Source organism: Amycolatopsis cynarae, from assembly GCF_026802195.1.
Classification (GTDB): domain Bacteria; phylum Actinomycetota; class Actinomycetes; order Mycobacteriales; family Pseudonocardiaceae; genus Amycolatopsis_E; species Amycolatopsis_E rhizosphaerae.
Map to the genome: position 1 here is coordinate 6,350,409 of NZ_CP113836.1, position 23,948 is coordinate 6,374,356.

22 protein-coding genes are annotated in these 23,948 nt (G+C 69.6%); 2 read left to right on the forward strand and 20 right to left on the reverse strand.

Annotated features, from left to right (window positions below; genetic code table 11):
• Nucleotides 1-61: 61 nt before the first annotated feature.
• The 18 genes from nuoN to ORV05_RS30670 form a co-directional block, all read right to left on the reverse strand.
• Nucleotides 62-1,624, reverse strand: a complete 1,563-nt coding sequence (nuoN, locus tag ORV05_RS30585; protein WP_268755382.1) for an NADH-quinone oxidoreductase subunit NuoN — start codon at nucleotides 1,622-1,624, stop codon at nucleotides 62-64.
• Nucleotides 1,621-3,177: an NADH-quinone oxidoreductase subunit M gene (locus tag ORV05_RS30590; protein WP_268755383.1), complete on the reverse strand. Its 1,557-nt coding sequence runs from the start codon at nucleotides 3,175-3,177 to the stop codon at nucleotides 1,621-1,623. Before ORV05_RS30590 ends, nuoN begins: the two co-directional genes overlap by 4 nt.
• A complete protein-coding gene (gene nuoL, locus ORV05_RS30595) occupies nucleotides 3,174-5,069 on the reverse strand; it encodes an NADH-quinone oxidoreductase subunit L (protein WP_268755384.1) in 1,896 nt (631 codons plus the stop codon). Before nuoL ends, ORV05_RS30590 begins: the two co-directional genes overlap by 4 nt.
• 12 nt (nucleotides 5,070-5,081) lie before the next feature.
• Entirely contained in the window at nucleotides 5,082-5,381 is a 300-nt protein-coding gene (gene nuoK, locus ORV05_RS30600) for an NADH-quinone oxidoreductase subunit NuoK (RefSeq protein WP_144587045.1), read from the reverse strand.
• Nucleotides 5,378-6,193, reverse strand: a complete 816-nt coding sequence (locus ORV05_RS30605; RefSeq protein WP_268759971.1) for an NADH-quinone oxidoreductase subunit J — start codon at nucleotides 6,191-6,193, stop codon at nucleotides 5,378-5,380. The genes nuoK and ORV05_RS30605 overlap by 4 nt, the downstream gene beginning before the upstream one ends.
• Before the next feature lie 5 nt (nucleotides 6,194-6,198).
• Entirely contained in the window at nucleotides 6,199-6,765 is a 567-nt protein-coding gene (gene nuoI, locus ORV05_RS30610; RefSeq protein ID WP_268755385.1) for an NADH-quinone oxidoreductase subunit NuoI, read from the reverse strand.
• On the reverse strand, nucleotides 6,752-8,080 hold the full coding sequence (nuoH, locus tag ORV05_RS30615) for an NADH-quinone oxidoreductase subunit NuoH (RefSeq protein ID WP_407652610.1): 1,329 nt from the start codon (nucleotides 8,078-8,080) through the stop codon (nucleotides 6,752-6,754). The genes nuoI and nuoH overlap by 14 nt, the downstream gene beginning before the upstream one ends.
• Entirely contained in the window at nucleotides 8,077-10,560 is a 2,484-nt protein-coding gene (locus ORV05_RS30620; protein ID WP_268755386.1) for an NADH-quinone oxidoreductase subunit G, read from the reverse strand. The genes nuoH and ORV05_RS30620 overlap by 4 nt, the downstream gene beginning before the upstream one ends.
• A complete protein-coding gene (nuoF, locus tag ORV05_RS30625) occupies nucleotides 10,557-11,852 on the reverse strand; it encodes an NADH-quinone oxidoreductase subunit NuoF (RefSeq protein WP_268755387.1) in 1,296 nt (431 codons plus the stop codon). Before nuoF ends, ORV05_RS30620 begins: the two co-directional genes overlap by 4 nt.
• Complete coding sequence (gene nuoE, locus ORV05_RS30630) at nucleotides 11,849-12,574, reverse strand: NADH-quinone oxidoreductase subunit NuoE (protein WP_268755388.1); 726 nt, start codon at nucleotides 12,572-12,574, stop codon at nucleotides 11,849-11,851. Before nuoE ends, nuoF begins: the two co-directional genes overlap by 4 nt.
• A complete protein-coding gene (locus tag ORV05_RS30635; protein ID WP_268755389.1) occupies nucleotides 12,571-13,950 on the reverse strand; it encodes an NADH-quinone oxidoreductase subunit D in 1,380 nt (459 codons plus the stop codon). Before ORV05_RS30635 ends, nuoE begins: the two co-directional genes overlap by 4 nt.
• Nucleotides 13,947-14,708, reverse strand: a complete 762-nt coding sequence (locus tag ORV05_RS30640; RefSeq protein ID WP_326938097.1) for an NADH-quinone oxidoreductase subunit C — start codon at nucleotides 14,706-14,708, stop codon at nucleotides 13,947-13,949. Before ORV05_RS30640 ends, ORV05_RS30635 begins: the two co-directional genes overlap by 4 nt.
• A gap of 7 nt (nucleotides 14,709-14,715) precedes the next feature.
• Nucleotides 14,716-15,258 carry a NuoB/complex I 20 kDa subunit family protein gene (locus tag ORV05_RS30645; RefSeq protein WP_144587037.1) on the reverse strand — a complete coding sequence of 181 codons (543 nt, stop codon included), beginning with the start codon at nucleotides 15,256-15,258 and terminating at the stop codon, nucleotides 14,716-14,718.
• A gap of 4 nt (nucleotides 15,259-15,262) precedes the next feature.
• Entirely contained in the window at nucleotides 15,263-15,676 is a 414-nt protein-coding gene (locus ORV05_RS30650; RefSeq protein WP_407652805.1) for an NADH-quinone oxidoreductase subunit A, read from the reverse strand.
• A gap of 292 nt (nucleotides 15,677-15,968) precedes the next feature.
• Nucleotides 15,969-17,240 (reverse strand): geranylgeranyl reductase family protein, encoded by a 1,272-nt coding sequence (locus ORV05_RS30655; RefSeq protein ID WP_268755390.1) that lies wholly within the window; start codon nucleotides 17,238-17,240, stop codon nucleotides 15,969-15,971.
• Nucleotides 17,241-17,250: 10 nt separating this feature from the next.
• On the reverse strand, nucleotides 17,251-17,952 hold the full coding sequence (locus ORV05_RS30660; RefSeq protein ID WP_268755391.1) for a demethylmenaquinone methyltransferase: 702 nt from the start codon (nucleotides 17,950-17,952) through the stop codon (nucleotides 17,251-17,253).
• 64 nt (nucleotides 17,953-18,016) lie between these two features.
• On the reverse strand, nucleotides 18,017-19,135 hold the full coding sequence (locus tag ORV05_RS30665; protein ID WP_268755392.1) for a glycosyltransferase: 1,119 nt from the start codon (nucleotides 19,133-19,135) through the stop codon (nucleotides 18,017-18,019).
• Between the two features lie 6 nt (nucleotides 19,136-19,141).
• The gene (locus ORV05_RS30670) at nucleotides 19,142-20,263 is read right to left on the reverse strand and encodes a glycosyltransferase family 4 protein (RefSeq protein ID WP_268755393.1); all 1,122 of its coding nucleotides are present in this window, start codon (nucleotides 20,261-20,263) and stop codon (nucleotides 19,142-19,144) included.
• Nucleotides 20,264-20,449: 186 nt separating this feature from the next.
• On the opposite strand from ORV05_RS30670, the gene ORV05_RS30675 reads away from it, so the two are divergent.
• Both ORV05_RS30675 and ORV05_RS30680 read left to right on the forward strand, forming a co-directional pair.
• On the forward strand, nucleotides 20,450-21,298 hold the full coding sequence (locus ORV05_RS30675; RefSeq protein ID WP_268755394.1) for an inositol monophosphatase family protein: 849 nt from the start codon (nucleotides 20,450-20,452) through the stop codon (nucleotides 21,296-21,298).
• Between the two features lie 113 nt (nucleotides 21,299-21,411).
• Complete coding sequence (locus ORV05_RS30680) at nucleotides 21,412-21,822, forward strand: zinc-ribbon domain-containing protein (protein ID WP_268755395.1); 411 nt, start codon at nucleotides 21,412-21,414, stop codon at nucleotides 21,820-21,822.
• A 39-nt stretch (nucleotides 21,823-21,861) separates the two neighbouring features.
• On the opposite strand, the gene ORV05_RS30685 is transcribed toward ORV05_RS30680, so the two are convergent.
• Both ORV05_RS30685 and ORV05_RS30690 read right to left on the reverse strand, forming a co-directional pair.
• Complete coding sequence (locus ORV05_RS30685; RefSeq protein WP_268755396.1) at nucleotides 21,862-22,329, reverse strand: DUF3592 domain-containing protein; 468 nt, start codon at nucleotides 22,327-22,329, stop codon at nucleotides 21,862-21,864.
• 72 nt (nucleotides 22,330-22,401) lie between these two features.
• Nucleotides 22,402-23,907 carry a M1 family metallopeptidase gene (locus ORV05_RS30690; protein ID WP_268755397.1) on the reverse strand — a complete coding sequence of 502 codons (1,506 nt, stop codon included), beginning with the start codon at nucleotides 23,905-23,907 and terminating at the stop codon, nucleotides 22,402-22,404.
• Between the last annotated feature and the right edge of the window lie 41 nt (nucleotides 23,908-23,948).

Consider the following 23,948-nt stretch of genomic DNA (forward strand, 5'->3'; position numbering starts at 1 on the left):
TCTTCACGGTCGATATGACCGTGAAGGGACCCTTCACGGCTCTGGATGAGCCGCCCCGCCGTCAGAACGCGAAGGTGCCCGCTCCGGCCCAGTTCAGCGCGAACGACGGGACCACGCCCAGCAGCAGGGTGACGATCACGCCGAGGGTGATGGCGGCCGTGGTGAACGCACCCGGCACGGTCACCGCGGGGCCGTCCACCGCCGGCTGCGAGAAGTACATCAGCACGATCACCCGGAGGTAGAAGAACGCGGCGACCGCGCTGAACACCAGCGCGACGACCACCAGTGGCGCCATCCCGTCCCGCAGGGCGGCCGAGAACACCACGAACTTCCCGACGAAACCGCTGGTGAGCGGGATCCCGGCGAGCGCGAGCAGCAGGAAGGTGAACACGCCCGCCAGCAGTGGCGAGCGTTTCGCCAGGCCGGCCCACGCCGACAGATGGGTCGCCTCGCCCGAGGAGTCCCGCACCAGCGACACCACACCGAACGCGGCGAGCGTGGTGAACCCGTAGGCCAGCAGGTAGAACAGTGTGCCCGACAGGCCCTGGTCGGTCATCGCGATGGTGCCCACGAGCAGGAACCCGGCGTGCGCGATGGACGAGTAGGCGATCATGCGTTTCACGTCGGTCTGGGTCAGGCCGAGGATGGCACCGACGGCCATCGACACGATCGCCACCGCCCACAGCACCCCGCGCCATTCCCAGCTGGTCGATTCGAAACCGACGGTGAGCACCCGCAGGATCGCGCCGAACGCGGCGACCTTGGTGCAGGCGGCCATGAACGCGGTAACCGGGGTGGGCGAGCCCTGGTACACGTCCGGGGTCCAGGTGTGGAACGGGCCCACGGATCCCTTGAACAGCAGGCCGACGACCAGCAGTCCCATGCCGACGAACAGCAGGGTGTCCGAGCGGTCCGAACCGGCCGCGGCGTGGGCGATGTCGGCGAGCTTGACCGAGTTGGCGTAGCCGTATAGCAGCGCCAGGCCGTACAGGAAGAACGCCGACGAGAACGCGCCGAGCAGGAAGTACTTGACCGCCGCCTCCTGAGACAGGAGACGACGGCGCCGGGCGAGGCCGCACATCAGGTACAACGGCAGGCTCAGCACTTCCAGCGCGATGAACATGGTGAGCAGGTCGTTGGCGGCACAGAAGGTCATCATGCCGCCGAGCGCGAACAGGGTCAGCGGGAAGACCTCGGTCTGCATCCCGGTGCTGCCCACCTGCGCCCGGTCCTGGAAGGTGCCGGGCCTGATGGACGCCTGGGCCACGAACGCGCCACCGGGCTCGATCGAGCGGTCCGCGATCAGCAGCACCGCCCCGATCGCCAGCGCGAGCAGCGTGCCCCACAGGAACAGCGCGGGTTTGTCCACCGAGATCGCACCGGCGAGCGTGGTGAGCCCGGCCTTGGGTGAACCGCTGACGTACACGACGAGCGCGACACCGGCGGCCACGATCGCGAGCAGGCTCAGCGTCACCTGCGCGGACCACCGGAGGTGCCGGGGCAGGAACGCTTCGAACAGCACGCTGACGCAGGCCGCCGACAGCACGACCAGCACCGGAAGGATCGCCGCGTAGTCGATCTGCGGCGTCGCGATCTGCCCCTGCTGGGCCAGTACCTCGATCACTTCGCCTGTCCTCCTTGCAGGGCCGAAAGCGTTGCGTCCACGGATGGTCCGACGGTGTCGAGCACCGGCTTCGGGTAGAAGCCGAGGCCGATGATCAGCACCACCATCGGCACCAGGATGGCCAGTTCCTTGCGGCCGAGATCCTTGATTCCCTTGCGGGCGCCCAGTTCCGGCGCGATCGCCGTACCGGGGCCTCCCCCGGCGCCCATCAGCGCGTCACCGCGCACCGGCCCGGTCATCAGGCGCTGGTACAGCCACAGCACGTAGGCCGCGGCGAGCACCATGCCCAGGGTGGCCAGCGTCGCGTACACCGGCTGGGTTTCGAACGAACCCAGCAGCACCAGGAACTCGCTGACGAACGAGTTGGTGCCCGGCAGGGACAAAGTGGACAGACCGGCAATCAGCAGCATGCCGCCCAGCAGCGGGGTCACCTTGTACATCCCGCCGTAGTCGGAGATCCGGGTGGACCCGCCACGCGCGATCACCAGGCCGAGCACCACGATCAGCATCCCGGTGGCCAGGCTGTGGTTGAGCATGTACGTCACCGAGCCCACGGTGGCCTGGCCGGTGAACGCGAAGATGCCGAGTGCGATGAATCCGAAGTGCGCGATGGACACGTAGGCGACGAACCGTTTCATGTCCTGCTGCCCCGCGGCCAGTATCGAGCCGTAGAGCACCCCGATCACCGCCAGCACCAGCACCAGCGGCGCGAGCGCCTTGCTGGCCTGCGGGAACATCGGCAGGTTGTACCGCAGGAAACCGAAGGTGCCGACCTTGTCCAGCACGCCGACCAGCAGTACCGCGATCCCGATGGGCGCCTCCCCGGCCGCGTCGGGGAGCCAGGTGTGGAACGGCACCAGCGGTGCCTTGATCGCGAACGCGAGGAAGAAGCCGAGGAACAGCCAGATCTGGGTGGAGGCCGGTGCGTCGCGCACGACGGTGACCAGGGTGGCCCAGTCGAAGGTGCCCTTGCCGAGCTTGTCCGCGGCGATCGAGTACGCCCCGATCGCCGAGGCGAGCATGATCAGGCCGCCGAGGAACGAGTACAGGAAGAACTTCACCGCCGCGTACTGCCGGTTCGCGCCGCCGTAGCCGCCGATCAGGAAGTACATCGGGATCAGCATGATCTCGAACAGCACGTAGAACAGGAACACGTCGGTGGCGGCGAACACCGCGATGGTCAGCGCCTCCTGCACCAGGATGAGCGCGAAGTACCCGCCGGCGCTGCGCCCCTCGGGCAGCCGGTCGGCGGGGCCGAGCGCGGCGAGCACGATGGGGACCAGGAACGCGATCACCGCGATCATGATCAGCGCGATGCCGTCCACCCCGAACGAGATGTGGATGCCGAAGGCCGGGATCCAGTCCATCGAGGTGGTCTGCTGCAGGCGGGCACCGCCGGGGTGGTAGCTCGCCCAGGTCGGGATGATCAGCGCGAGTTCCACGAGCGCGAACGCCAGTGCGGCGCGGGTCGCCAGCCGGTCGTCGCGCCGCAGCCCGGTGAGCACGAGCGCGCCGACGAGCGGCAGGAGGATGAGGGCAACCAACCAGCTCATGAGAACCTCACCAACAACAGGGCCGCGACCAGCACGAACGAACCGGCGAGCATCGACAGGGCGTACGAGCGGACGAACCCGGTCTGCAGCCGCCGCAACCGGCCCGATCCGCCGCCGAGCGCGGCGGCCAGCCCGTTCACCGCGCCGTCCACGCCTCGGCTGTCCAGGTAGACCGAGAACCGGGTGAGCCACAACCCTGGCCTCGCGACCAGCGCCTCGTTCAGCGCGTTGCCGTACAGGTCCTTGCGGGCGGCGCGGACCACCGCCGAGACCTCCTCCGGCCGTTCGACCGGGGTTTCGCGGCGGCCGACCACGAGCCAGGCGACCAGCACGCCGAGCGCGGCCAGCGCGATGGTGAGCCACGGGACGAGCGCGTGCGGGATGACCGTCTGCGCCGGTTCTTCCAGCGGGCCGAGCGACGGGACGAGCCAGTCGACCAGCCGGTGGCCGAGTGAGAGGAAGGCACCGGCGCCGACCGAGCCGACCGCGAGCACGATCATCGGCACGGTCATCACCGGTGGCGACTCGTGCGGGTGGTAATCCTTGCCGTCACTGGTCTTCAGGTCCTTCCAGCGTTCCTTGCCGAAGAAGGTCATCAGCATCAGCCGGGTCATGTAGAACGCGGTGAGCCCGGCGCCGAGCACCGCGGCGCCACCGAACACCCAGCCGCGCCAGCCCTCCTGGCCGAACGCGGCCTCGATGATCGCGTCCTTCGAGAAGTACCCGGACAGGAACGGGAACCCGATCAGCGCCAGGTAGCCGAGACCGAAGGTGACGAAGGTGATCGGCATCCGGCGGTAGAGCCCGCCGAAGCGGCGCATGTCCACCTCGTCGTTCATGCCGTGCATCACCGAACCGGCGCCGAGGAACAGCCCCGCCTTGAAGAAGCCGTGCGTGAGCAGGTGCATGATGCCCAGCGCGTAGCCGAACGGGCCGAGGCCGACGGCCAGCATCATGTAGCCGATCTGGCTGACGGTCGAGTAGGCCAGCACCTTCTTGATGTCGTCGTAGGCGCAGCCAATGATCGACCCGAGCAGCAGGGTGACCGTGCCGACCAGTGCGACGACCAGCCGCCCGTCCGCGGTGACGTTGAAGATCGGGTTCGCGCGGGCGATCAGGTAGACCCCGGCGGTGACCATCGTGGCGGCGTGGATCAGGGCCGACACCGGGGTCGGGCCCTCCATCGCGTCGGGCAGCCAGGCCTGCAGCGGGAACTGGCCCGACTTACCGCAAGCACCGAGCAGAAGCAGCAGGGCGATCGCGGTGACCACCCCGGCCGGGGCGTGGCCGATGCCCGCGAACACCCCGGCGTAGCTGACGCTGCCGATGTACTTGAACATCAGGAAGATCGCCAGTGCCAGGCCGACGTCGCCGACCCGGTTCATCAGGAACGCCTTCTTCGCCGCGGTGGCCGCCGACGGCCGGTCGGTGTACCAGCCGATGAGCAGGTACGAGGCCAGGCCCACGCCCTCCCAGCCGAGGTAGAGGGTGATGAAGTTGTTGCCCAGCACCAGAACCAGCATCGAGGCGACGAAGAGGTTCAGGTAGCCGAAGAACTTCCGGCGATCGGCGTCCGCCGCCATGTAGCCGATCGAGTAGATGTGGATCAGCGAGCCGACCCCGGTGATCAGCAGGACGAACACCAGCGACAGCGCGTCGATCCGGAACCCGAAGTCGACGTCGAGGCTGCCCACCGGGAACCACGAGTACAGCTTCGTGTCGACCGGGTCGCCGTTGCTCGAAAAGAACAGCACCAGGCCGTAGACGAAGGACGCGATGACGGTCGCGCAGCCGAGCAGGTGTCCCCACGCGCCGGTCCGCCTGCCGCCCGCGAGCAGGATCAGCGCGCCCAGGGCGGGAAAGGCGACCAGCAGCCACGATGATGCGATCACTTGAGCCTGCTCCTAGTACTTGAGGAGGTTGGTGTCGTCGACCGAGGCCGAACGCCGGGTCCGGAAGATCGACATGATGATCGCCAGCCCCACCACGACTTCGGCCGCGGCGACGACCATCACGAAGAACGCCATCACCTGGCCGCCGAGCCCGCCGTTCATCCGCGAGAACGTGACCAGCGTCAGGTTCACCGCGTTGAGCATCAGTTCGATGCACATGAACACGACGATGGCGTTGCGGCGTACCAGCACCCCGACCGCGCCGATCGAGAACAGCAGCGCGGACAGCAGCAGGTAGTAGGTGGGAGTCATCGGTCCTGCGCCCCCTCGGTTCCCTCGGCGCCCACCAGTGCGTGCGCGTCCGGTTCGGGTTCGGTGCCCTCGACGCGCTTCCGCTCGGCTTCCAGGCGGGCCGTGGGCGTGGATTCGATGATTTCGGAGAGCGATTCCGGGGCCACCGAACCGTCGGGCAGCAGCGCGGGGGTCGCCACCGAATGCGAGGTGGCGAAGACGCCGGGCCCCGGTTTCGGCGAGATCCGCTCGTACTCGCCGCGGAACCGGGCTTCGACGAGCTCCTTCTGGCTGCGGCGCCCCGTCTTGGGGGTGAACGCCAGCACCATCGCGCCGAGTGCGGCGGTGATCAGCAGGGCCGAGGTGAGCTCGAACGGGAACAGGAAGTCGGTGAAGATCAGGCGGCCGAGAGCGGCCGGGGTGCCGTTCGGGGCCGGTGCGGGCACCACCTTGGCCAGCGACCGGGTGAGCGCGGTGGCGATCAGCCCGGCGATGCCGATGCCGAGGACGCCCGCCCACAGGCGCTGTCCGCGAAGGACCTCCACCACCGAGTCGGAGCTTTCCCTGCCGACCAGCATCAGCACGAACAGGAACAGCATCATGATCGCGCCGGTGTAGACGATGATCTGGGTGAAGCCGAGGAACGGGGCCTGCTGCACCATGTAGAGCACCCCGAGCGAGAACATCGTCATCGCCAGGAACAGCGCCGAGTGCACGGCGTTGCGGGAGAAGATCAGCCCGAGCGCGCCGAGCAGCGCGATCGGGCCGAGGATCCAGAACGCGACGGCCTCGCCCGTGGAGACGGTCTGCTCCGCGGCCTGGGCCAGGATCAGGCTGGTCACTGGATGACCTCCTCACGTGAGGTCTCGACGGTTTCGCCCGAAGGCACGCCGCGATCGCGGGCGAGTTCGGGGCCGTTGACGTAGTAGTCCTGCTCGTCGTTGCCGAGCCGCATCGGGTGCGGCGGCTGCTCCATGCCGGGCAGCAGCGGGGCGAGCAGGTCCTCCTTGGTGTAGATCAACCGCTGCCGGTCGTCGTCGGCCAGCTCGTAGAAGTTGATCATCGTGAGGGACCGGGTGGGGCAGGCCTCGATGCACAGGCCGCAGCCGATGCAGCGCAGGTAGTTGATCTGGTAGTCCTTGCCGTAGCGCTCGCCCGGCGAGTACCGCGCCTCCTCGGTGTTGTCCCCGCCCTCGACATAGATCGCGTCGGCGGGGCAGGCCCAGGCACACAGTTCGCAGCCGACGCACTTCTCCAGCCCGTCGGGATGCCGGTTGAGCTGGTGCCGCCCGTGGTAGCGCGGCGCGGCGGGCGCGCCGGCCTCGGGATACTCCTCGGTCGCCACCTTCTTGAACATCATCGAGAAGGTGACCCCGAAACCCTTGAGGGGATCAAACATTCCCATCGGAACTCCCTACCTGGGCGGGTTCACCGGACCGCACGGCCCGGGGGCGCTTCTTCCTGGCGGCGGAGCGGTCCGGCACCGGCGGGACCTTCAGGTCCAGCGGGGGCAGCGGGTAGCCGCCGCCGGTGATCGGCACGCTGTCGGTGTCCGGCGGCACCTTCTTCTCGGGCACCAGCATCGCGATCGCGATGGCGACCACGATCACGATCCCCCCGCCGACGAGGATCTGGGCGGTGGTCAGTCCGCCGCTGTTGCGGATCGCGCGGATCGCCGTGATGACCACGATCCAGAGCAGGTTGACCGGCACCAGCACCTTCCAGCCCAGCTTCATGAACTGGTCGTACCGGAACCGCGGCAGCGTGCCGCGCAGCCAGATGAAGCCGAACAGCAGCGCGAACAGCTTGACGCCGAACCAGATCAGCGGCAGCCAGCCCTGGTTCAGCGGCGAGTCGAGCCCGACGAACGGGAACATCCAGCCGCCGAGGAACAGGGTGGTCGCGAACGCCGAGACGATCACCATGTTGACGTACTCGGCGAGGAAGAACATGGCGAACTTCATCGAGGAGTACTCGGTGTGGAAGCCGCCGACCAGCTCCGATTCGGCCTCGGGGAGGTCGAAGGGGGCCCGGTTGGTCTCGCCCACCATCGAGATCAGGTAGATCACGAAACTGGGCAGCAGGAGGTAGAAGTACCAGCCGTGCGACTGGGCGGCGACGATGTCGCCGGTGGACAGCGACTGCGCGTAGAGCACCACGCCCACGATGGACAGGCCCATCGCGATCTCGTACGAGATCACCTGCGCGGCCGAGCGCAGCCCGCCGAGCAGCGGATACGGCGAGCCCGAAGACCAGCCCGCCAGCACGATCCCGTACACCCCGACCGACGAGCAGGCCAGGATCACCAGCACGCCGACCGGCAGGTCCACCAGCTGCAGCACGGTCCGGTGGCCGAAGATCGACACCTCCGGGCCGAACGGGATCGCCGACAGCGCGATCAGCGAGGGGACCACCGCGATCACCGGGGCCAGGAAGTAGACCTTCCGGTCCGCGGTGTCGGGGATGATCTGCTCCTTGAACGGCAGCTTGATCGCGTCCGCGAGGGACTGCAGGTAGCCGCCCGGCCCGACCCGGTTCGGCCCCGGCCGGTTCTGCATCCGGCCGACCGCCTTACGCTCCCAGACGATCAGGAAGATCGTCATGATCGGCCCGATCAGCAGGATCACGACCGCCTTGAGCAGGATCAGCCACCACGGGTCGTCGGCCAGCAACTGGGCCCTGGTCAGGTGGTCGGCCTGAGCCAGCACCATTCCCGTCATCGGGCACCTCCCCGGATCGACACCACAGCTCCGTGCCCCACGCCGAGGGTGCGTCGCACGGTCGAGCCGGGCGAGTTGCCCGGCAGCCACACCACGTCCTCGGGCAGGTGCTCCTCGGCCTCGACCGGCAGGGTGACGGCACCCCGACCGGTCGACACCGTCACGGTCGGCCCGAGTTCGGCGGCGAGCTTCGGCGACACCCGGGCGACCACCCGGCGGGCGGTCCCGGCCAGGTGCGGCTCCGCCCGCTGCAGGGAGCCCTCGTCGAGCAGCAGCCGCCAGGTCGCCAGGCGCGCCTTGCCCTCGGGAAGCGTCAACCGGGCGCCGCGCACCGCTTTCTCGGCGGTGAAGGACGCCCGCACGGCAGTGGGACCGAGGCGGGAGAAGTCCCCGTAGGCGGCCGCGGGCGTCTGGGTGAACAGGTCCGCGTCCATCTCGACGGCCAGCGTGTCGAGCACCCGGCAGTCGGACAGCGCGCCGGTGTTCTCGATGGTGATGTCGAACTCGCGGCGGCGGCCTTCCCAGTCGAGGTAGCTGCCCGCCTTCTCGGCGTCCGGCGCGATCGGCAGCACCACGTCGGCGTGCTCGGTGACGCCGCTCGGCAGCAGTTCCAGGCTCACCACGAACTCCGCGCGGGCGAGCGCCCGGCGGGCCAGTTCGGGATCGGGCAGATCGTCCGGGTCGACCCCGCCCACCACCACACCGGCCAGGTCGCCCTCGGCGAGCGCGGCGAGGATGCCGCTGGTGTCCCGTCCCGGCTCGGCGGGCAGCGAGACGCGCCAGGCGGCCTCGACCTCGGCACGGGCCCCGGCGTCGGTGACCGGGCGGCCGCCCGGCAGCAGGGCCGGCGCCGCACCGGCTTCGAGCGCCCCGCGCTCGCCGGCCCGGCGCGGGATCCAGGCGATCTTCGCCCCGGTCCGCTCCGAAAGCCGGTCCAGCGCCGAGAACAGGCCGGGGATCTCCGCGGCCCGCTCGCCGACCAGGATCACCGCCCCGTCGGCGGCCAGTGCCGCGTCCAGGTCCGGCGCGTGTTCGGCAAGGCCCTCGATCGCGGCGGCCTCGCCGCCGGGCTCGCAGGCGAGCAGTTCACCGGAGGTCCTGCGCACCGCGGGGGTGCGCCACTGTCCGATGTGGACGACCCTGGTCCCGCGCTTGCGGGCCGCCTTGCGCAGCCGCAGGAAGACGATCGGTGATTCCTCCTCCGGCTCGAAGGCCACGCACAGCACTGTCGGCGCGTGTTCCAGCGACGCGTACGACACCCCTGTCTCGGGCGTCGTCCCCACCACATGCGCCGCGAGGAAGGACAGCTCCTCGGCGGAGTGCGGGCGGGCGCGGAAGTCGATGTCGTGGGTTCCCAGCGCGACACGGGCGAACTTGGCGTAGGCGTAGGCGTCCTCGAAGGTGAGCCTCCCACCGGCCAGCATCGCGGCGCCCTTGCCGTCGCGTGCCTTCGCCAGGCCCGCCGCGGCCACCCGGAGGGCCTCGGTCCACGAGGCTTCCTTGAGCTCGCCATCGGCATCGCGCACCAGCGGCCGCCGGAGCCGCTCCGGCACCTCCGCGTACCGGAACGCGAACCGGCCCTTGTCGCACAGCCATTCCTCGTTGACGTCCGGATCGTTCCCGGCGAGCTTGCGCATCACCTTGCCGCGCCGGAAGTCGGTGCGCTCGGCGCAGCCCGACGCGCAGTGCTCGCACACGCTCGGCGAGGACACCAGGTCGAACGGGCGGGACCGGAACCGGTACTGCGCACTGGTCAGCGCGCCGACCGGGCAGATCTGGATGGTGTTGCCGGAGAAGTACGACTGGAACGGCTCCCCCGAGGACGTCCGCCCCGCCGCATCCAGCACGTCCGCGGTCTGCCCGGTCCCGATCTGCTGCTGCGCGCCCCGCTCCAGCAGATCGATGAACGGGTCACCGGCGATCTGCGCGGAGAACCGGGTGCACCGCTGGCACAGCACGCACCGCTCGCGGTCCAGCAGGACCTGCGTGGAGATCGGCAGCGGCTTCGGGAAGGTGCGCTTCTTCTCCACGAACCGGGAATCGGTCCGGCCGTGCGCCATCGCCTGGTTCTGCAGCGGGCACTCGCCGCCCTTGTCGCAGATCGGGCAGTCCAGCGGGTGGTTGATCAGCAGCAGTTCCATCACGCCCTGCTGCGCCTTGTCCGCCACCGGCGAGGTCAGCTGCGTCCTCACCACCATGCCGTCGGCCACCGTCATCGTGCACGAGGCCTGCGGCTTCGGCATCGGCCGTCCGCCCAGCTCCACCTCGACCAGGCACTGGCGGCAGGCGCCCGCCGGGTCGAGCAGCGGGTGGTCGCAGAACCGCGGGATCACCGTGCCGAGCCGTTCGGCGGTGCGGATCAGCAACTCACCCTTCGGGGCGATCACCTCTTCGCCGTCGATGGTGAGCTTGACGTGGCCCTCGGGCACCGGGGTTTCCGGCCGTTCCGTACCGGATTTCTCACTGGGTGCGATCGTCATGCCTGTGCTCCCACCAGCTGGGGCTCGGCGCCCTGGTCGCCCTGCTGCTCGCACAGCGCAAGGAACTCGTCCCGGAAGTACTTGATACCGCTGGTGATCGGGCTGACCGCACCGTCACCCAGCGCGCAGAACGCGCGGCCGAGGATGTTGTCGCAGACGTCGAGCAGGGTGTCGATGTCCTCCTTGGTGCCCCTGCCCGCCACCATCCGCTCCAGGATGTGCGCGAGCCAGTAGGTGCCCTCGCGGCAGGGCGTGCACTTGCCGCACGACTCGTGCTCGTAGAACTTCGTCCACTTCATCACGGCCCACGGCACCGACACCGTTTCGTTGAAGACCTGGACGGCGGTCGTGCCGAGCATCGATCCCGCTTCGGCGGCCCCTTCGAAGTCCAGCGGCACGTCCAGGTGTTCGGGGGTGAACAGCGGGGTCGAGGACCCGCCCGGGGTCCAGAACTTCAGCGGGATGCCGTCCTTCATGCCCCCGGCCAGCTCCAGCAGTTCCCGGAGCGTGGTGCCGAGCGGGGCCTCGTACTGGCCGGGGCGCTCGACGTGCCCGGAGATGGAGTAGATCTTCGGGCCGGGCGACTTTTCCCGGCCCATCTTGCGGAACCAGTCGGCCCCGCCGTTGACGATGTAGGGCGCGCTCGCGATCGTCTCGACGTTGTTCACCGTGGTGGGCGCCGCGTAGAGCCCGGCGGCGGCCGGGAACGGCGGCTTCAGCCGCGGCTGGCCGCGGCGGCCCTCCAGCGAGTCGAGCAGCGCGGTCTCCTCACCGCAGATGTAGGCACCGGCACCCGCGTGGACGGTGATGTCCAGATCGAAGCCCGAACCGAGGATGTTCTTGCCGAGGTAACCGGCCTGGTAGGCCTCCCGCACCGCCGAGTTCAGCCTTCGGATGCAGTGCAGTGCTTCGCCCCGGACGTAGATGAAGCAGCGGTGCGACCGCATCGCGTACGAGGCGATGACACAGCCCTCGATGAGCGAGTGCGGGTCCGCCATCATCAGCGGGATGTCCTTGCAGGTCCCCGGTTCCCCCTCGTCCGCGTTGATCACGAGGTAGTGGGGCTTGTCCTCGTTGGGGGGCATGAAGGACCACTTCACCCCGGCCGGGAAGCCCGCGCCGCCGCGGCCGCGCAGCCCGGCGTCCTTGATCAGCTGCACGAGCTGTTCCGGGGTGCCCGCAAGCGCCTTCCGGAGCGCGGTATAGCCCTCGAGCCGTTCGTAGGTCTCCAGCCGCCACGAGTTCGGTGACAGCCACCGCTTGGTGAGGACGGGAGTCAGCGGATCCGTCATTTCGCCTGTACCTCCGGTAGCGGGGCATCCTCCATGACCGGCGCCGTCCAGCCCCGGTCGGCCGCCAGCCGCGCGCCGCGCAGCGTTTCCGGCGCCTGCGATGGACCGTCCACTTCGGAACGGAAGGTCTCCTCGTCTTCCGGGAAGAACCCGGCGAGGCGCAGTTCGGCACCGCGGAAGTCGGTCAGCGGTGCGCCGCGGGTCGGCGGCGGCTTTTCCCCGCGCCGCAAGGCATCCACCAGTTCCGCGGCCGATTCCGGCGTCTGCTTGTCGTAGTACTCGTAGTTGACCTGCAGCACGGGGGCCAGATCGCAGGCGGCGAGGCATTCCGCGTGTTCCAGGGTGATCGAACCGGGCTCACCCGGATCCCCTGCGGTCTCCTCGTGGCCGACGCCGAGACGCTCCTGCAGCTTCTGGTAGATCGCGTCGCCGCCGAGCGCCGCGCACAGCGTGTTGGTGCAGACGCTGACCAGGTGCTCACCGCACGGCCGCCGCTTGTACATGGTGTAGAACGTGGCGACCGCGCCGACCTCGGCCTCGGACAGGCCGAGCTGGGCGGCGCAGAAGTCGATGCCCTCCTGGCTGACATGGCCCTGCACGGACTGGACCAGGTGCAGCATCGGCAGCAGCGCCGACCGCGACTGCGGATACCGGCCCATCAGGTCCTGGGCCTTGGCCACGACATCGGGTCCGAACAGCTCGGACCGGGGTTCGGTGCTCATCGGTCCACCCCTCCCATCACCGGGTCGATGGAGGCCACCGCGGCGATCACGTCGGCCACCAGGCCGCCCTCCGACATCGCCGGCATCGACTGCAGGTTCACGAAACTCGGCTCACGGACATGCACCCGCATGGGCCGGGTGCCCCCGTCAGACACGACGTGGAAGCCCAGCTCGCCCCGCGGGGACTCGACCGGCGCGTACACCTGGCCCGCAGGCACCTTGAAGCCCTCGGTGACCAGCTTGAAGTGGTGGATCAGCGACTCCATCGACTGGCCCATGATCTTGCGGACGTGTTCGAGCGAGTTGCCCATGCCGTCACTGGAGATCGACAGCTGCGCGGGCCAGGCGATCTTGCGGTCCTCCACCATCACCGGGCCGGGCTCGAGCTTCTTCAGCGCCTGCTTGATGATCCGCAGCGACTGGTGCATCTCCTCGACGCGGCACAGGTAGCGGGCCCAGCAGTCGGCCTCGGTCGAGGTGGGCACGTCGAACTCGAACTCCTCGTAGGAGGAGTACGGCTCCACCTTCCGCAGGTCCCACGGCAACCCGGCCGAGCGCAGCACCGGCCCGGTCACGCCGAGCGCGAGGCAGGCGTCCACCGGCAGGTACCCGACGCCCTTGAGCCGGTTGCGCCAGATGGGCTGACCGGTGAACAGCTTGTCGTACAAGGGAAGGCGCTGGTCCATCACCTTGACGAAGTCGCTGATCTTCTGGTGCGCGTCGGTGGGCAGGTCCTGCGCGATCCCGCCGGGACGGATGAACGCGTGGTTCATCCGCAGCCCGGTCAGGTACTCGAGCAGGTGCAGCACTTCTTCGCGTTCGCGGAAGCCGAGCGTCATCGCCGTGGTGGCACCCAGTTCCATCCCGCCGGTGGCGATGTAGACCAGGTGCGAGCCGATCCGGTTGATCTCGCACAGCAGGACCCGGATCAGCTGGGCCCGCCTCGGCACCTCGATCCTCAGCAGCTTCTCCACCGCGAGGCAGTAGCCGAGCTCGTTGAACAGGGGCGACAGGTAGTCCATGCGGGTCACGAAGGTGACGCCCTGGGTCCAGGTCCGGTACTCCAGGTTCTTCTCGATCCCGGTGTGCAGGTACCCGATCACCGAACGCAGCTGGGTGACCGTCTCGCCTTCCAGTTCCAGCACGAGCCGGAGCACGCCGTGCGTGGACGGGTGCTGCGGGCCCATGTTGATGACCATGCGCTCGTCGTGGATGGCGTCGGTGAGGACGTCGTCCCAGTCACCGCCGCTGACGTGGTAGATCCGGCCTTCGGTGGTCTGCCGGGATTCCGCGTAATCCACACCGTTGGTGCTGTCGGCCCCTTCGGCCGTGGTGTCGGTGCCGGTCGTGACGTCCGAGAGTCGTTCGGTGGTCATGAGTAGGCCCTCCGCTGGTCCGGCGGCGGGATCTCCGCGCCCTTGTACTCCACGGGGATCCCGCCGAGCGGGTAGTCCTTGCGCTGCGGGTGCCCGTCCCAGTCGTCCGGCATCAGGATCCTGGTCAGCGCCGGATGGCCGTCGTAGACGATGCCGAACATGTCGTAGGTCTCCCGCTCCTGCCAGTCGGCCGTCGGATAGACCTCGACGACGGAGGGCACGTGCGGGTCGGCGATCTCGAGGGTGACCTCCAGGCGGATGCGGCGCCGGTAGGTCATCGACGTCAGGTGGTACACTGAATGCAGCCGCTGCGGCACGTCGGGTCCGTAGTCCACACCGGACACCGAGCTGCACAGTTCGAACCGCAGTCCCGGATCGTCCCGCAGCATCCGGCAGATCGCCACCAGATGCGTCTTTTCCAGGTACAGCGTGATCTCCCCGCGGTCCACGGTGATCTGCTGCACCGTCTCGGCGGGGATCCCGTGCTCGCTCAGCGCCGCGAAGAACTGATCGGCGAACTCGTCGAACCAGCCCCCGTAGGGGCGTTCCGCGGGCGGCGGGGAGTAGGCGGGCAGCCGCAGCCCGCCGTAACCCGAGGTGTCACCGCTGCCGCGGACCCCGAACATCCCCCGGCGCTCGTGGCCGGCGACCACCGGCTGTGCCGGGCGGACACCCTGCGGTTCGAGCCCGTTCTCGGCGCGCTGGGCGCTCGAGGACTCGCCGCCGGTCTCCGGCTTGCTCACTTCGTCACTGGGCATTCGCGGATCACTTCTTCGCGTACTTGATCGACGAGGGGATGAGTGCGGTCCGCTGCCCCGCCCGGAGCGCCGCTCGGCGCGGGCCCATCGGTTCGTCCTGGATCTTGGCGTGCAGCTTGAGAATCGCGTCGAGCAGCATTTCCGGCCTTGGCGGGCAGCCGGGCAGGTACATGTCGACCGGGACGATGTGGTCGACCCCCTGCACCACGGCGTAGTTGTTGAACATCCCGCCCGAGGAGGCGCACACGCCCATCGCCAGCACCCAGCGCGGCTCGGCCATCTGGTCGTAGATCTGCCGCAGCACCGGCGCCATCTTCTGGGTCACCCGGCCCGCGACGATCATCAGATCCGCCTGGCGCGGGGTCGCGCTGAACCGCTCCATGCCGAAGCGGGCGATGTCGTAGCGCGAACCGCCGGTGGTCATCATTTCGATCGCGCAGCAGGCGAGCCCGAAGGTGGCGGGCCACAACGAGTTCTTGCGCGCCCAGTTGACCAGGCCTTCCAGGCTGGCCAGCAGGATTCCGTTGGGGAGCTTCTCTTCCAGACCCATGGCGCTAGTTCCAATCCAGTCCGCCGCGCCGCCACACGTAGGCGTAGGCGAAGCCGACCGTGGCGATGAACAGAAAGATCTCCACCAGGCCGAACAGGCCGAGCGCGTCCGCCGAGACCGCGAACGGGTAGAGGAAGACCATCTCGATGTCGAACAGGATGAACAGCATCGCGGTGATGTAGTACGCGACCGGCATCCGGCCGCCGCCCACCAGCGGCTGGGGTGAGGGTTCGATGCCGCATTCGTAGGCCTGGAGCTTCGCCCTGTTGTACCGGCTCGGCCCGACGAGCGGCCCGAGGAGCACGGAGAACACGGCGAACGCGGCCGCCAGGACGAACAACAGGACCAGTGGCACGTACATCCCGGGGCCGGTGGGGCTCACCGAAGCGCCTTGCGCCGTCAGCACGGTATGCACCATCCCTTCCGCACCGTCGCGGAGTCTGTCGCGACTTCGCATGCGACGACCATCACACCGTTTGTGAATTTGTTCACAAGCCAACCGACGAAGTTGTGAACCCGTTCACAAAGCACGGGGGCAGTGTAGGACTTTCCTCACACCGTTGTCGCGGGGTCCTCGAGTTAAGGCGGACCTAACCCCAGAATGCCCCGAAAGGGGGCAGCAAGCCCACTACCTGGGAGGAAAGGATCAAGATCGAGTCCGGCGCCCGGTTATACGGAGAGTCAATGTGACATAACCCACGTGGGGGTGGTCACACGCTCGGGGTAAGACGGGCGGCGACCGAGATCATCCGGTCCACCGCGTCCCCGCCCTTGGCGTCGTAACAGCCGGAAAGGCCCTTGTAGATGAGCGGAATCAGCGGGTTGACCCGCAACCCGTAGCGGGTCGCGACCCGCATCACCTTCGGGTACCCGATGGCCTTCGCGAACAGGTTGCCGAGCCGGTAGTACCCGCCCATCAGTTCCTTCAGTGCCCGTGGGTAACCGAGCAGCGCCCGCTCACGGGACGGGCCCGCCGGGCGGGCCAGCGCCTGCACCACGAACTCGGCGGCCAGCTGCGCCGACTCCATCGCCGAGGAGATGCCCTCACCGTTGAACGGACTGACCATGCCCCCGGCGTCGCCGAGCAGCAGTAGCCCGTCCCGGTAGTGCGGCGTGCGGTTGAAGCCCATCGGCAGTCCCGCCCCGCCTATCCGGCCGATGGCGTTCTCCTCGCGGTAGCCCCATTCCTCGGGGGTGGAGTCCAGCCACGAACGCATCAGCGCGCGGTAGTCGGTGTTCCGGAACGCCTTCGACGTGGAGAGCATGCCCAGCCCGACGTTCACCGTGCCGTCGCCGAGCGGGAACGCCCAGCCGTACCCCGGCAGCAGCTTCGGATCGCGCGGGTCGCTGCGGTCCCACAGCTCGAGGTGCCCCTCGATGAACGCGTCGTCGTGCCGCGGGCTCCGGTAGTACCGGCGCACCGCGACGCCCATCGGGCGTTTCTCGTTCTTCTCGATGCCGACCGAAAGCGCCAGCCGGGCGGACACCCCGTCGCAGGCCAGCACCAGGGGCGCGAAGTAGCTCACCGGCGTCTTGTCCGGACCGGTCTTCGCGGTGACGCCGATGACGCGGCCGGTCCGCTCGTCGGTGATCGCCCCGGTCACCGAGGTCCGCTCCAGCAGCCGTGCCCCCGCCTTCACCGCGGTCTTCGCCAGCAGCTCGTCGAAGTCGTGCCGGGTCCGCGAGACCCCGTAGGGCGGGAAACTGGTCAGCTCGGGCCAGTCCAGTTCGAGGGTGAGCTCGCTGGTGAGGATGCGCAGGCCGCGGCTGTGCTGCCAGCCCGCCTCGGGGCTGGTGTCGATGCCCAGGTCGATCAGCTGCTTCACGCCGCGGGGCGTGATGCCGTCGCCGCAGACCTTCTCGCGGGGGAAGGTGGTCTTCTCCAGCACGAGGACGTCGACCCCGGCGCGGGCGAGGTAGGTGGCCACGGTGGACCCGGCAGGGCCGGCCCCGACGACGATTACCTGCGCGTCCTGCGTCATGCGTCGAAGTCTACGGGGCCTTCTCGACCGGCTTGGTGGCCCGATGGATCGCGACGGCCCCGAAGGTGAGGTTGAGCCATTCGACGTCGCTCCAGCCCGAAGACGCGATCATCTCCGCCAGCGTGCGCTGGTCCGGCCAGGTCAGCATGGATTCGGCGAGGTAGGCGTACGCCGCGGGGTTGGACGAGGTCAGCCTGCCGACGAGGGTCATCGCGCGCACGATGAACTTCCGGTACAGGAACCGGATCGGACCGAAGGCCGGCGTAGACACCTCGCAGATCACCAGCCGCCCGCCCGGCCGTACCACGCGGGCGATCTCGGTCAGCGCGGCCTTGGTGTCGACGAAGTTGCGGATGCCGAAGCTGATCGTGGCGGCGTCGAAACTGTTGTCCCCGAAGGGAAGGTGCAGCGCGTCCGCGGCGACCATCGGCACCCCGCGGTGCTTGCCGCTGGTCAGCATGCCGAGTGAGAAGTCCGCGGCGAGGCACCAGGCGCCGCCCCGCGTGTACTCGCTGGTGGACACCCCGGTGCCCGCGGCGAGGTCGAGGACCTTCTCGCCGGGCCGCGCGTCCAGCACTCGTGCGGTTGCGGTGCGCCAGCGCCGGTCGAACCCGAAGGTCATGAACGAGTTGGCCCGGTCGTAGCCGGCCGCGACGCCGTCGAACATGGCGGCGACCTCGTGCGGGTCCTTGTCGAGGTTCGCTCGGGACATGGCACCAACCTAAACCGCCGGATCCGGCGCGGATGCCGCGGGCCGAGCAACGCGCCGAAGCGCTTCACCCGGCGGGGCGTTCCCCGAGGACCGACAGCATCGCCTCGACCGACGCGGGCCAGGTGAACTCCTCCGCCCGCGCACGCGCCGCGGCACGGCGCGCCGGTTCGGGCGTGGCGAGCAGACCGGTCACCGCGGAGGCGAAGGCGTCCGGCGCGTCCGCGACGGCCGCACCGCATCCGGGCCGCACGATCTCCCGCAGCGCGGACGAGGCGGAGACGACCACCGGCGTGCCCGAGGCCAGCGCTTCGAGCGCCGCGAGACCGAAGGTCTCGTGCGGTCCCGGTGCGAGCGAAACGTCCGCGCTCGCCAGCAGGCGAGCCACCTCCCTCCGGGCGGTCAGGAAACCCAGGAACGTCACGGGAAGTCCGCGCGCGCGGCGTTCCAGCGCCCGGCGGCGCGGCCCGTCGCCCGCGATCACCAGCCGGACCCGGTCACCGGCCGCGGTGAGCTCGGCCACCGTGTCCACACTGCGCTCCACGTGCTTCTCCGGCGACAGGCGTCCACAATGGACGATGAGAGCGTCGGCGCCGCTGGCCAGTTCTCTGCGCCAGCCGGGATCGCGCAATCCGGGGGTGAACGTCGCCAGGTCCACCCCGAGCGGTACCCGGCACACGTTGGGGGCCCCGATGCGGTCGAACTCCTCCCGTGCGAACGCGGTGGTGCAGACCACCTGGTCGTAGCCGCGCGCCATCCTGGCGTTGGCCACGTCCGCGACCCGCCGCGCCAGCGGGCCCGGCAGCAGGAACTGCGCCAGCAGGCGGTCCAGCCGCTCGTGCGAGATCACCACGCTCGGCACGCCGTGGCGGCGCGCCCACGCCCCCATCCCGCGCAGCGTCAGCCGGTCCGACACCTCCAGCCGGTCCGGCCGCAGCCGGCGCACCAGCGCGCGCACGCGGTACGGATCGACCGCGCGGTACCCCGCCGTGCCGGGGATTTCCGGCGCGGGAAGGGAAAACCGCCGCACGCCGGTCGGCAGCACCTCGTCGGCGTAGCGCCTGCCCGGCACCACGAGCGTCACCCGATGCCCGTCGGCGACGTAACCGGCGCCCAGATGGTGCAGCGCCGTGCGCAGACCGCCCGAGCGCGGGCCGTAGAAGTTGGCCAGCTGGACGATGTGCATCGGCGCTCAGGCGGCGCGCGCCACGCGCTCGGTCACGGCCTGGTAGTGCCCGACGAGCTCCGCGCACACCGCGGGCCAGGTGCGCCCGAGCACCACCCGCCGGGCCTTGCGGCCGAACCGCGCCCGCAGTTCCGGATCGCGCAGCTCGCCCACGCGCCTCACGAGTTCGCGCTCGAAACCCACCCGGTCGGCGGGCAGCAGGTGACCGGTCCGCCCGGGCAGCACGAGATCCTTCGGTCCGCCCGCATCCGGCGCCAGCACCGGGAGCCCGGAGGCCATCGCCTCCTGCACCGCCTGGCAGAACGTCTCGTACGGTCCCGTGTGGACGAACACGTCGAGGCTGGCGTATGCGGCCGACAACTCGTCGTCGTAAAGCGCACCGAGAAACGCCGCCCCCGGCAGCCGTTCCCGCAACGCGGGCAGTTCCGGGCCGTCCCCGACCACGACCACCCGCACCCCGGGCATCCCGGCCAGCGCCACCAGCCGGTCGACCTCCTTCTCCGGTGCGAGCCTGCCCACGAATCCGACCAGGAGCTCGCCGTGCGGCGCGAGCCGCGCCCGCAGTTCCGGATCGGCGTGCGCCGGGGAGAACCGGTCGACGTCGACCCCTCTTCCCCATCTGTGGACCCGCGGAATGCCCTGCTCGCGCAGCGCTTCCACGGAATGCGTCGACGGGGCGAGCGTGCGGTCGGCCTTGGAGTGCAGCCTGCGCACCCAGCGCCAGGCGGCCCTGGCACCGAGGCGGAGGCCGTATGCCGTGGCGAAACCGGCGATATCGGTCTGGTAGACCGCGACCGCGGGCACCCGCAGGCGCCGCGCCGCGGCCAGCCCCCTCGCCCCCACCACGAACGGCGAAGCCAGGTGCACCACATCGGGCCGGAAGGCGGTCAGCGCGGTCAGCACGGTCCGCGTCGGCAACCCGATCGGCAGCGAGTTGACCACCGGCAGGTCCACCGCCGGGATCCGGACCACCGGCGCCCCCCGGTACTCGAGCGGGCCGGTCAGCCCCGGCGCGACCACGAGCACCTCGTGGCCGCGGTCGCGCAGGTGTTCCACCACGCGGAGCACGGAGTTGGTCACGCCGTTCACCTGCGGGAGGAAGCTTTCGGTGACGATGGCGACGCGCACCACCCGAAGGTCCCATCCGGTCCGGTTCGCCGGGAGAAGGCCGTGTAACCAGTGCGCTAACGCTGCCGGAACTTCTCGAACCCCCCGCCGGGCGCCCGAAAGACGGCACCCGATTGGGCTGAGAGGGTGACACACTTCATCTCGCCGTAGCGTTCCATACACTCGGCACCGCCACACTAGGCGAGCATGACCCTCTTATCCGCGCGCCCGTCCCAGCCGGTCGAGCCCGGCCTGCTGTCGCGAGCGCTCGAAGTAGCGGGCCGGCTGGCCAACGACGCCACGGACGTGATCACCGCGACCGCCGGGCGCGGCGCGCATCCGGACGTCAGGGACTCCCCCTTCGACTGGGTCACCGACACCGATCGGACCCTCGAACGGCACACGCGCCGCGTGCTGACCACCGAATTCCCCGGAATCCCCGTCGTCGGCGAGGAATACGGTGCGGACGTCGGCGCCCAGCAGGCGCCGTACCGGTGGGTGGTCGACCCGGTGGACGGCACCGCGAACTACGTCGCCGGGGTGCCCTGGTGCGCCTACAGCCTCGCGCTGGTGGACGCCTCCGGACCGGTGGTCGGGGTGGTCGCCGATCCCTATCGCGGCCAGATCTACGCGGCCGCCCGCGGCCGCGGCGCACGAGCCAACGGCCGGCCGGTGCGCCTGCTGGACCGTGACGGCACCGCGGGCGCGATCGTCTGCACCGAACTGGCGCGCAAGGGACCGTGGCCGGGCATGGGCGGGTTCATCGAGCGCGCCGCCGAGGCCCATGCCGGGGTTCGCGTGCTCGGCTCGGCGGCACTGTCGATCGCCCAGGTCGCGCTCGGCCACGCGGCGGCCGCGGTGCTGCACAGCTACCACGAATGGGACGTGGCAGGTTCGGTCGCGCTCGCCATCGAGGCGGGCGCCGTGGTGCTGGACCGTCACGGCGAGGGCACCGCACTGCCCGCGGACGGCTTGCTCGTCGCCGCGCCGAGTGTGGCCGAGCAGGTGCTCTCATGGTGGCAGGATTCGGCCCGCAGAGCCGAAAATCGGATGTAAGACGCAAACGTCCGCAAAAACAGCCGAGATCGTTATTCACTCACACAACGGCGGAACGCTCCCGTAGGGTTCGGCGTCTCAGCACGCGTCCCCTGCGAAGACCTGGAGCACAAGTGATCATCTACGGCTACCGGCGCAAGGTCCACGACCTGACCACCGCGACCTACCTCTGCACCCAGTGCAACAACCCCACCGCGCACGCGCTGCGCCGCGCGGTCACGAAGTTCACGCTGTTCTTCATCCCGCTGTTCCCGATCGCGTCGCGCTACTTCACCGTGTGCACGTTCTGCGGGGCCACGAACAAGCTCACCAAGGCGCAGGCCATGCAGGTGCAGGAGATGAACGCCCAGCAGGCGGTGGCGCCCACTCCCGTGGCCCAGCAGCAGATGATGGCGCCCCAGCCGCAGGCCGGAATGCCGGGCGTGCCCGGCATGCAGCAGCAGATGCCCCCGGCTGGTTACCCCCAGCAGCAGCAACCGGGTGGATACCCGCAGCAGCAGCCGGGTCCCTACGGACCTCAGTGACGTCCGTGACGTCAGTGACGTCACTGACCCGGTAACCCGCTACTGGCCGGGCAGGGCGGCGGCGGCCATCGCGGTCTGCTGCCGCGCCCGGTGGCGCATCCACCACAGCAGCGAACCCGCCACCAGCCAGGTGACCAGCACCGTGCTCCCCAGCGGCAGCAGGGTCCGCACGGCGGTCCGGCCCGCGACCCTGGCCAGCTCCGGATTGGTGGTGTCGTATTCGACGCGCACCAGATCGCCCGCGGCCAGCCCGCTCGGGTAGAGCACCCCGTTCGCGGGGATGTGCACGACGCCGTCCGGCGTCTCGAACCGGATGATCGCGCGGTCCCAGGACACCGCGTTCACGTCGGCGGTGGTCACCCCGAGATGACCGGAAATGGCCTGGTCGTTGCGGATGGCGGCGAGCAGCAGACCGACGCAGAGCGCGGTGAGCAGCCCCGCGACGCCGAGCAGGACACGGCGCGCGAAGCGCTGCCGTCGTTCGCTGGTCGTCACGGCACCGAGCATAGAGGTCCTCCCGTGTCCCACGCCCAGCCACGCGAGTCCGGCAACGGGCTGAGCGTGGAACACGGGCGGGCGTCAGTACTGGCGGGCCTGCGCCAGCGACTCGTGGGTGCTCTTGATCTTGGCGTACGCCTTGGGCTGCCCCTGGGTGCGGAACGGGGCCGCCCCGTTCGGGCCGACGGCGGGCTTGCCCTTGGTGAACAGCCAGGTGGTGAACAACTCGTGCAGCGAGCGGCCGGAAACCCGTTCGGCCAGCGCGATGAACTGCTCGATGCGCGCCGAGCCGCCCTTGTGCTCGGCCACCCACGTCTTCAGGATCGTGAAGAACGCGGCGTCGCCGACGGTGGTGCGCAGGGCCTGCAAGGCCATCGCCCCGCGGTCGTACACGGCGTCGTCGAACTGCTTGGCCGCGCCCGGATCACCGGGCAGCACCTGCCAGAAGGCGTTGTCGGCCGGGTAGGAGTCGTAGACGTATTGCGCGAGTTCGGCCGGCGTGCCCTCGCCCTCGTGCTCCGCCCACAGGTACTCGGCGTACGAGGCGAATCCCTCGTTGAGCCAGATGTCGCTCCAGCGCCCCAGCGAAACCGCGTCCCCGAACCACTGGTGCGCGTTCTCGTGCGCCACCACGGAGGTGTTGCTCCCGGCCCGGAAGAACTTGCCGCTGTAGACCGGGCGGGTCTGCGCTTCGAGCGCGAAGGACAGCCCCGGCGAGACGACTCCGCCCTGTGCCTCGAACGGATAGGGGCCGAACTGGGTGGCGAGGAACTCGTCGATCTCCGGGGTGCGCTCGACGCTGGCCTTCGCGGCGTCCAGCGAATCGCCGATGGCCGGGTCGTAGGCGGTGATGAACGGCTTGCCGTCGGGGGTGGCCGACTGGTTGATCTCGAACTTCCCGACCTCCAGCGTGGCCAGGTAGGTGGCCTGCGGCCGCGTGCTGCGCCAGTACCAGCGGGTCCACCCAGCCCGCTGCTGGGTGCGCCGGACCAGCGTGCCGTTGGACAGCGCGGCGACGCTGTCCGGCACCTCGACCGAGACGTCGTAGGTCGCCTTGTCCGTCGGGTGGTCGCTGGCCGGGAACCACCACTGGGAGCTCTGCGGCTCGTCGACCGCGAGCGCGCCGTCGGCGGTCTTCTTCCAAGCCGTGTAACCGTCGATGACGACCTTGGACGGGGTGTCCGCGTAGTTCACCACCACGGTGATCATCCGGCCCTTTTCCAGCGGCCGGGCCGGGGTGACGACGAGCTCGCCCGACTCCTTGGGGTCGACGTGGAAGGTGGCGGGCAGGTTGTCGACGCGGATCGAGTTGACGTGCAGGCCGAAGTCGAGGTCGAAGCTGCTCAGGTCCTGGGTAGTGGTGGCGAGGATGGTCGTGGTGCCGGACAGCAGGTCGGTCGCGGGCTGGTAGGTCAGGCGGATGTCGTAGTGCGCGACGTCGTATCCGCCGTTTCCGGCGTAGGGGTAGTAGGGATCGCCGACCCCGGAGGAGCCCGGGGCCGGCGCGGCGGTGGCGGTGCTGGCGAGAAGGACGCTCGCGATGCCCGTGGCGATTGCCCCCAGGCCCGCATGGGTTCGCAGACGCATGGCGGCGAAAGTAACCGGAAAACAACCAACCGGATACAGCC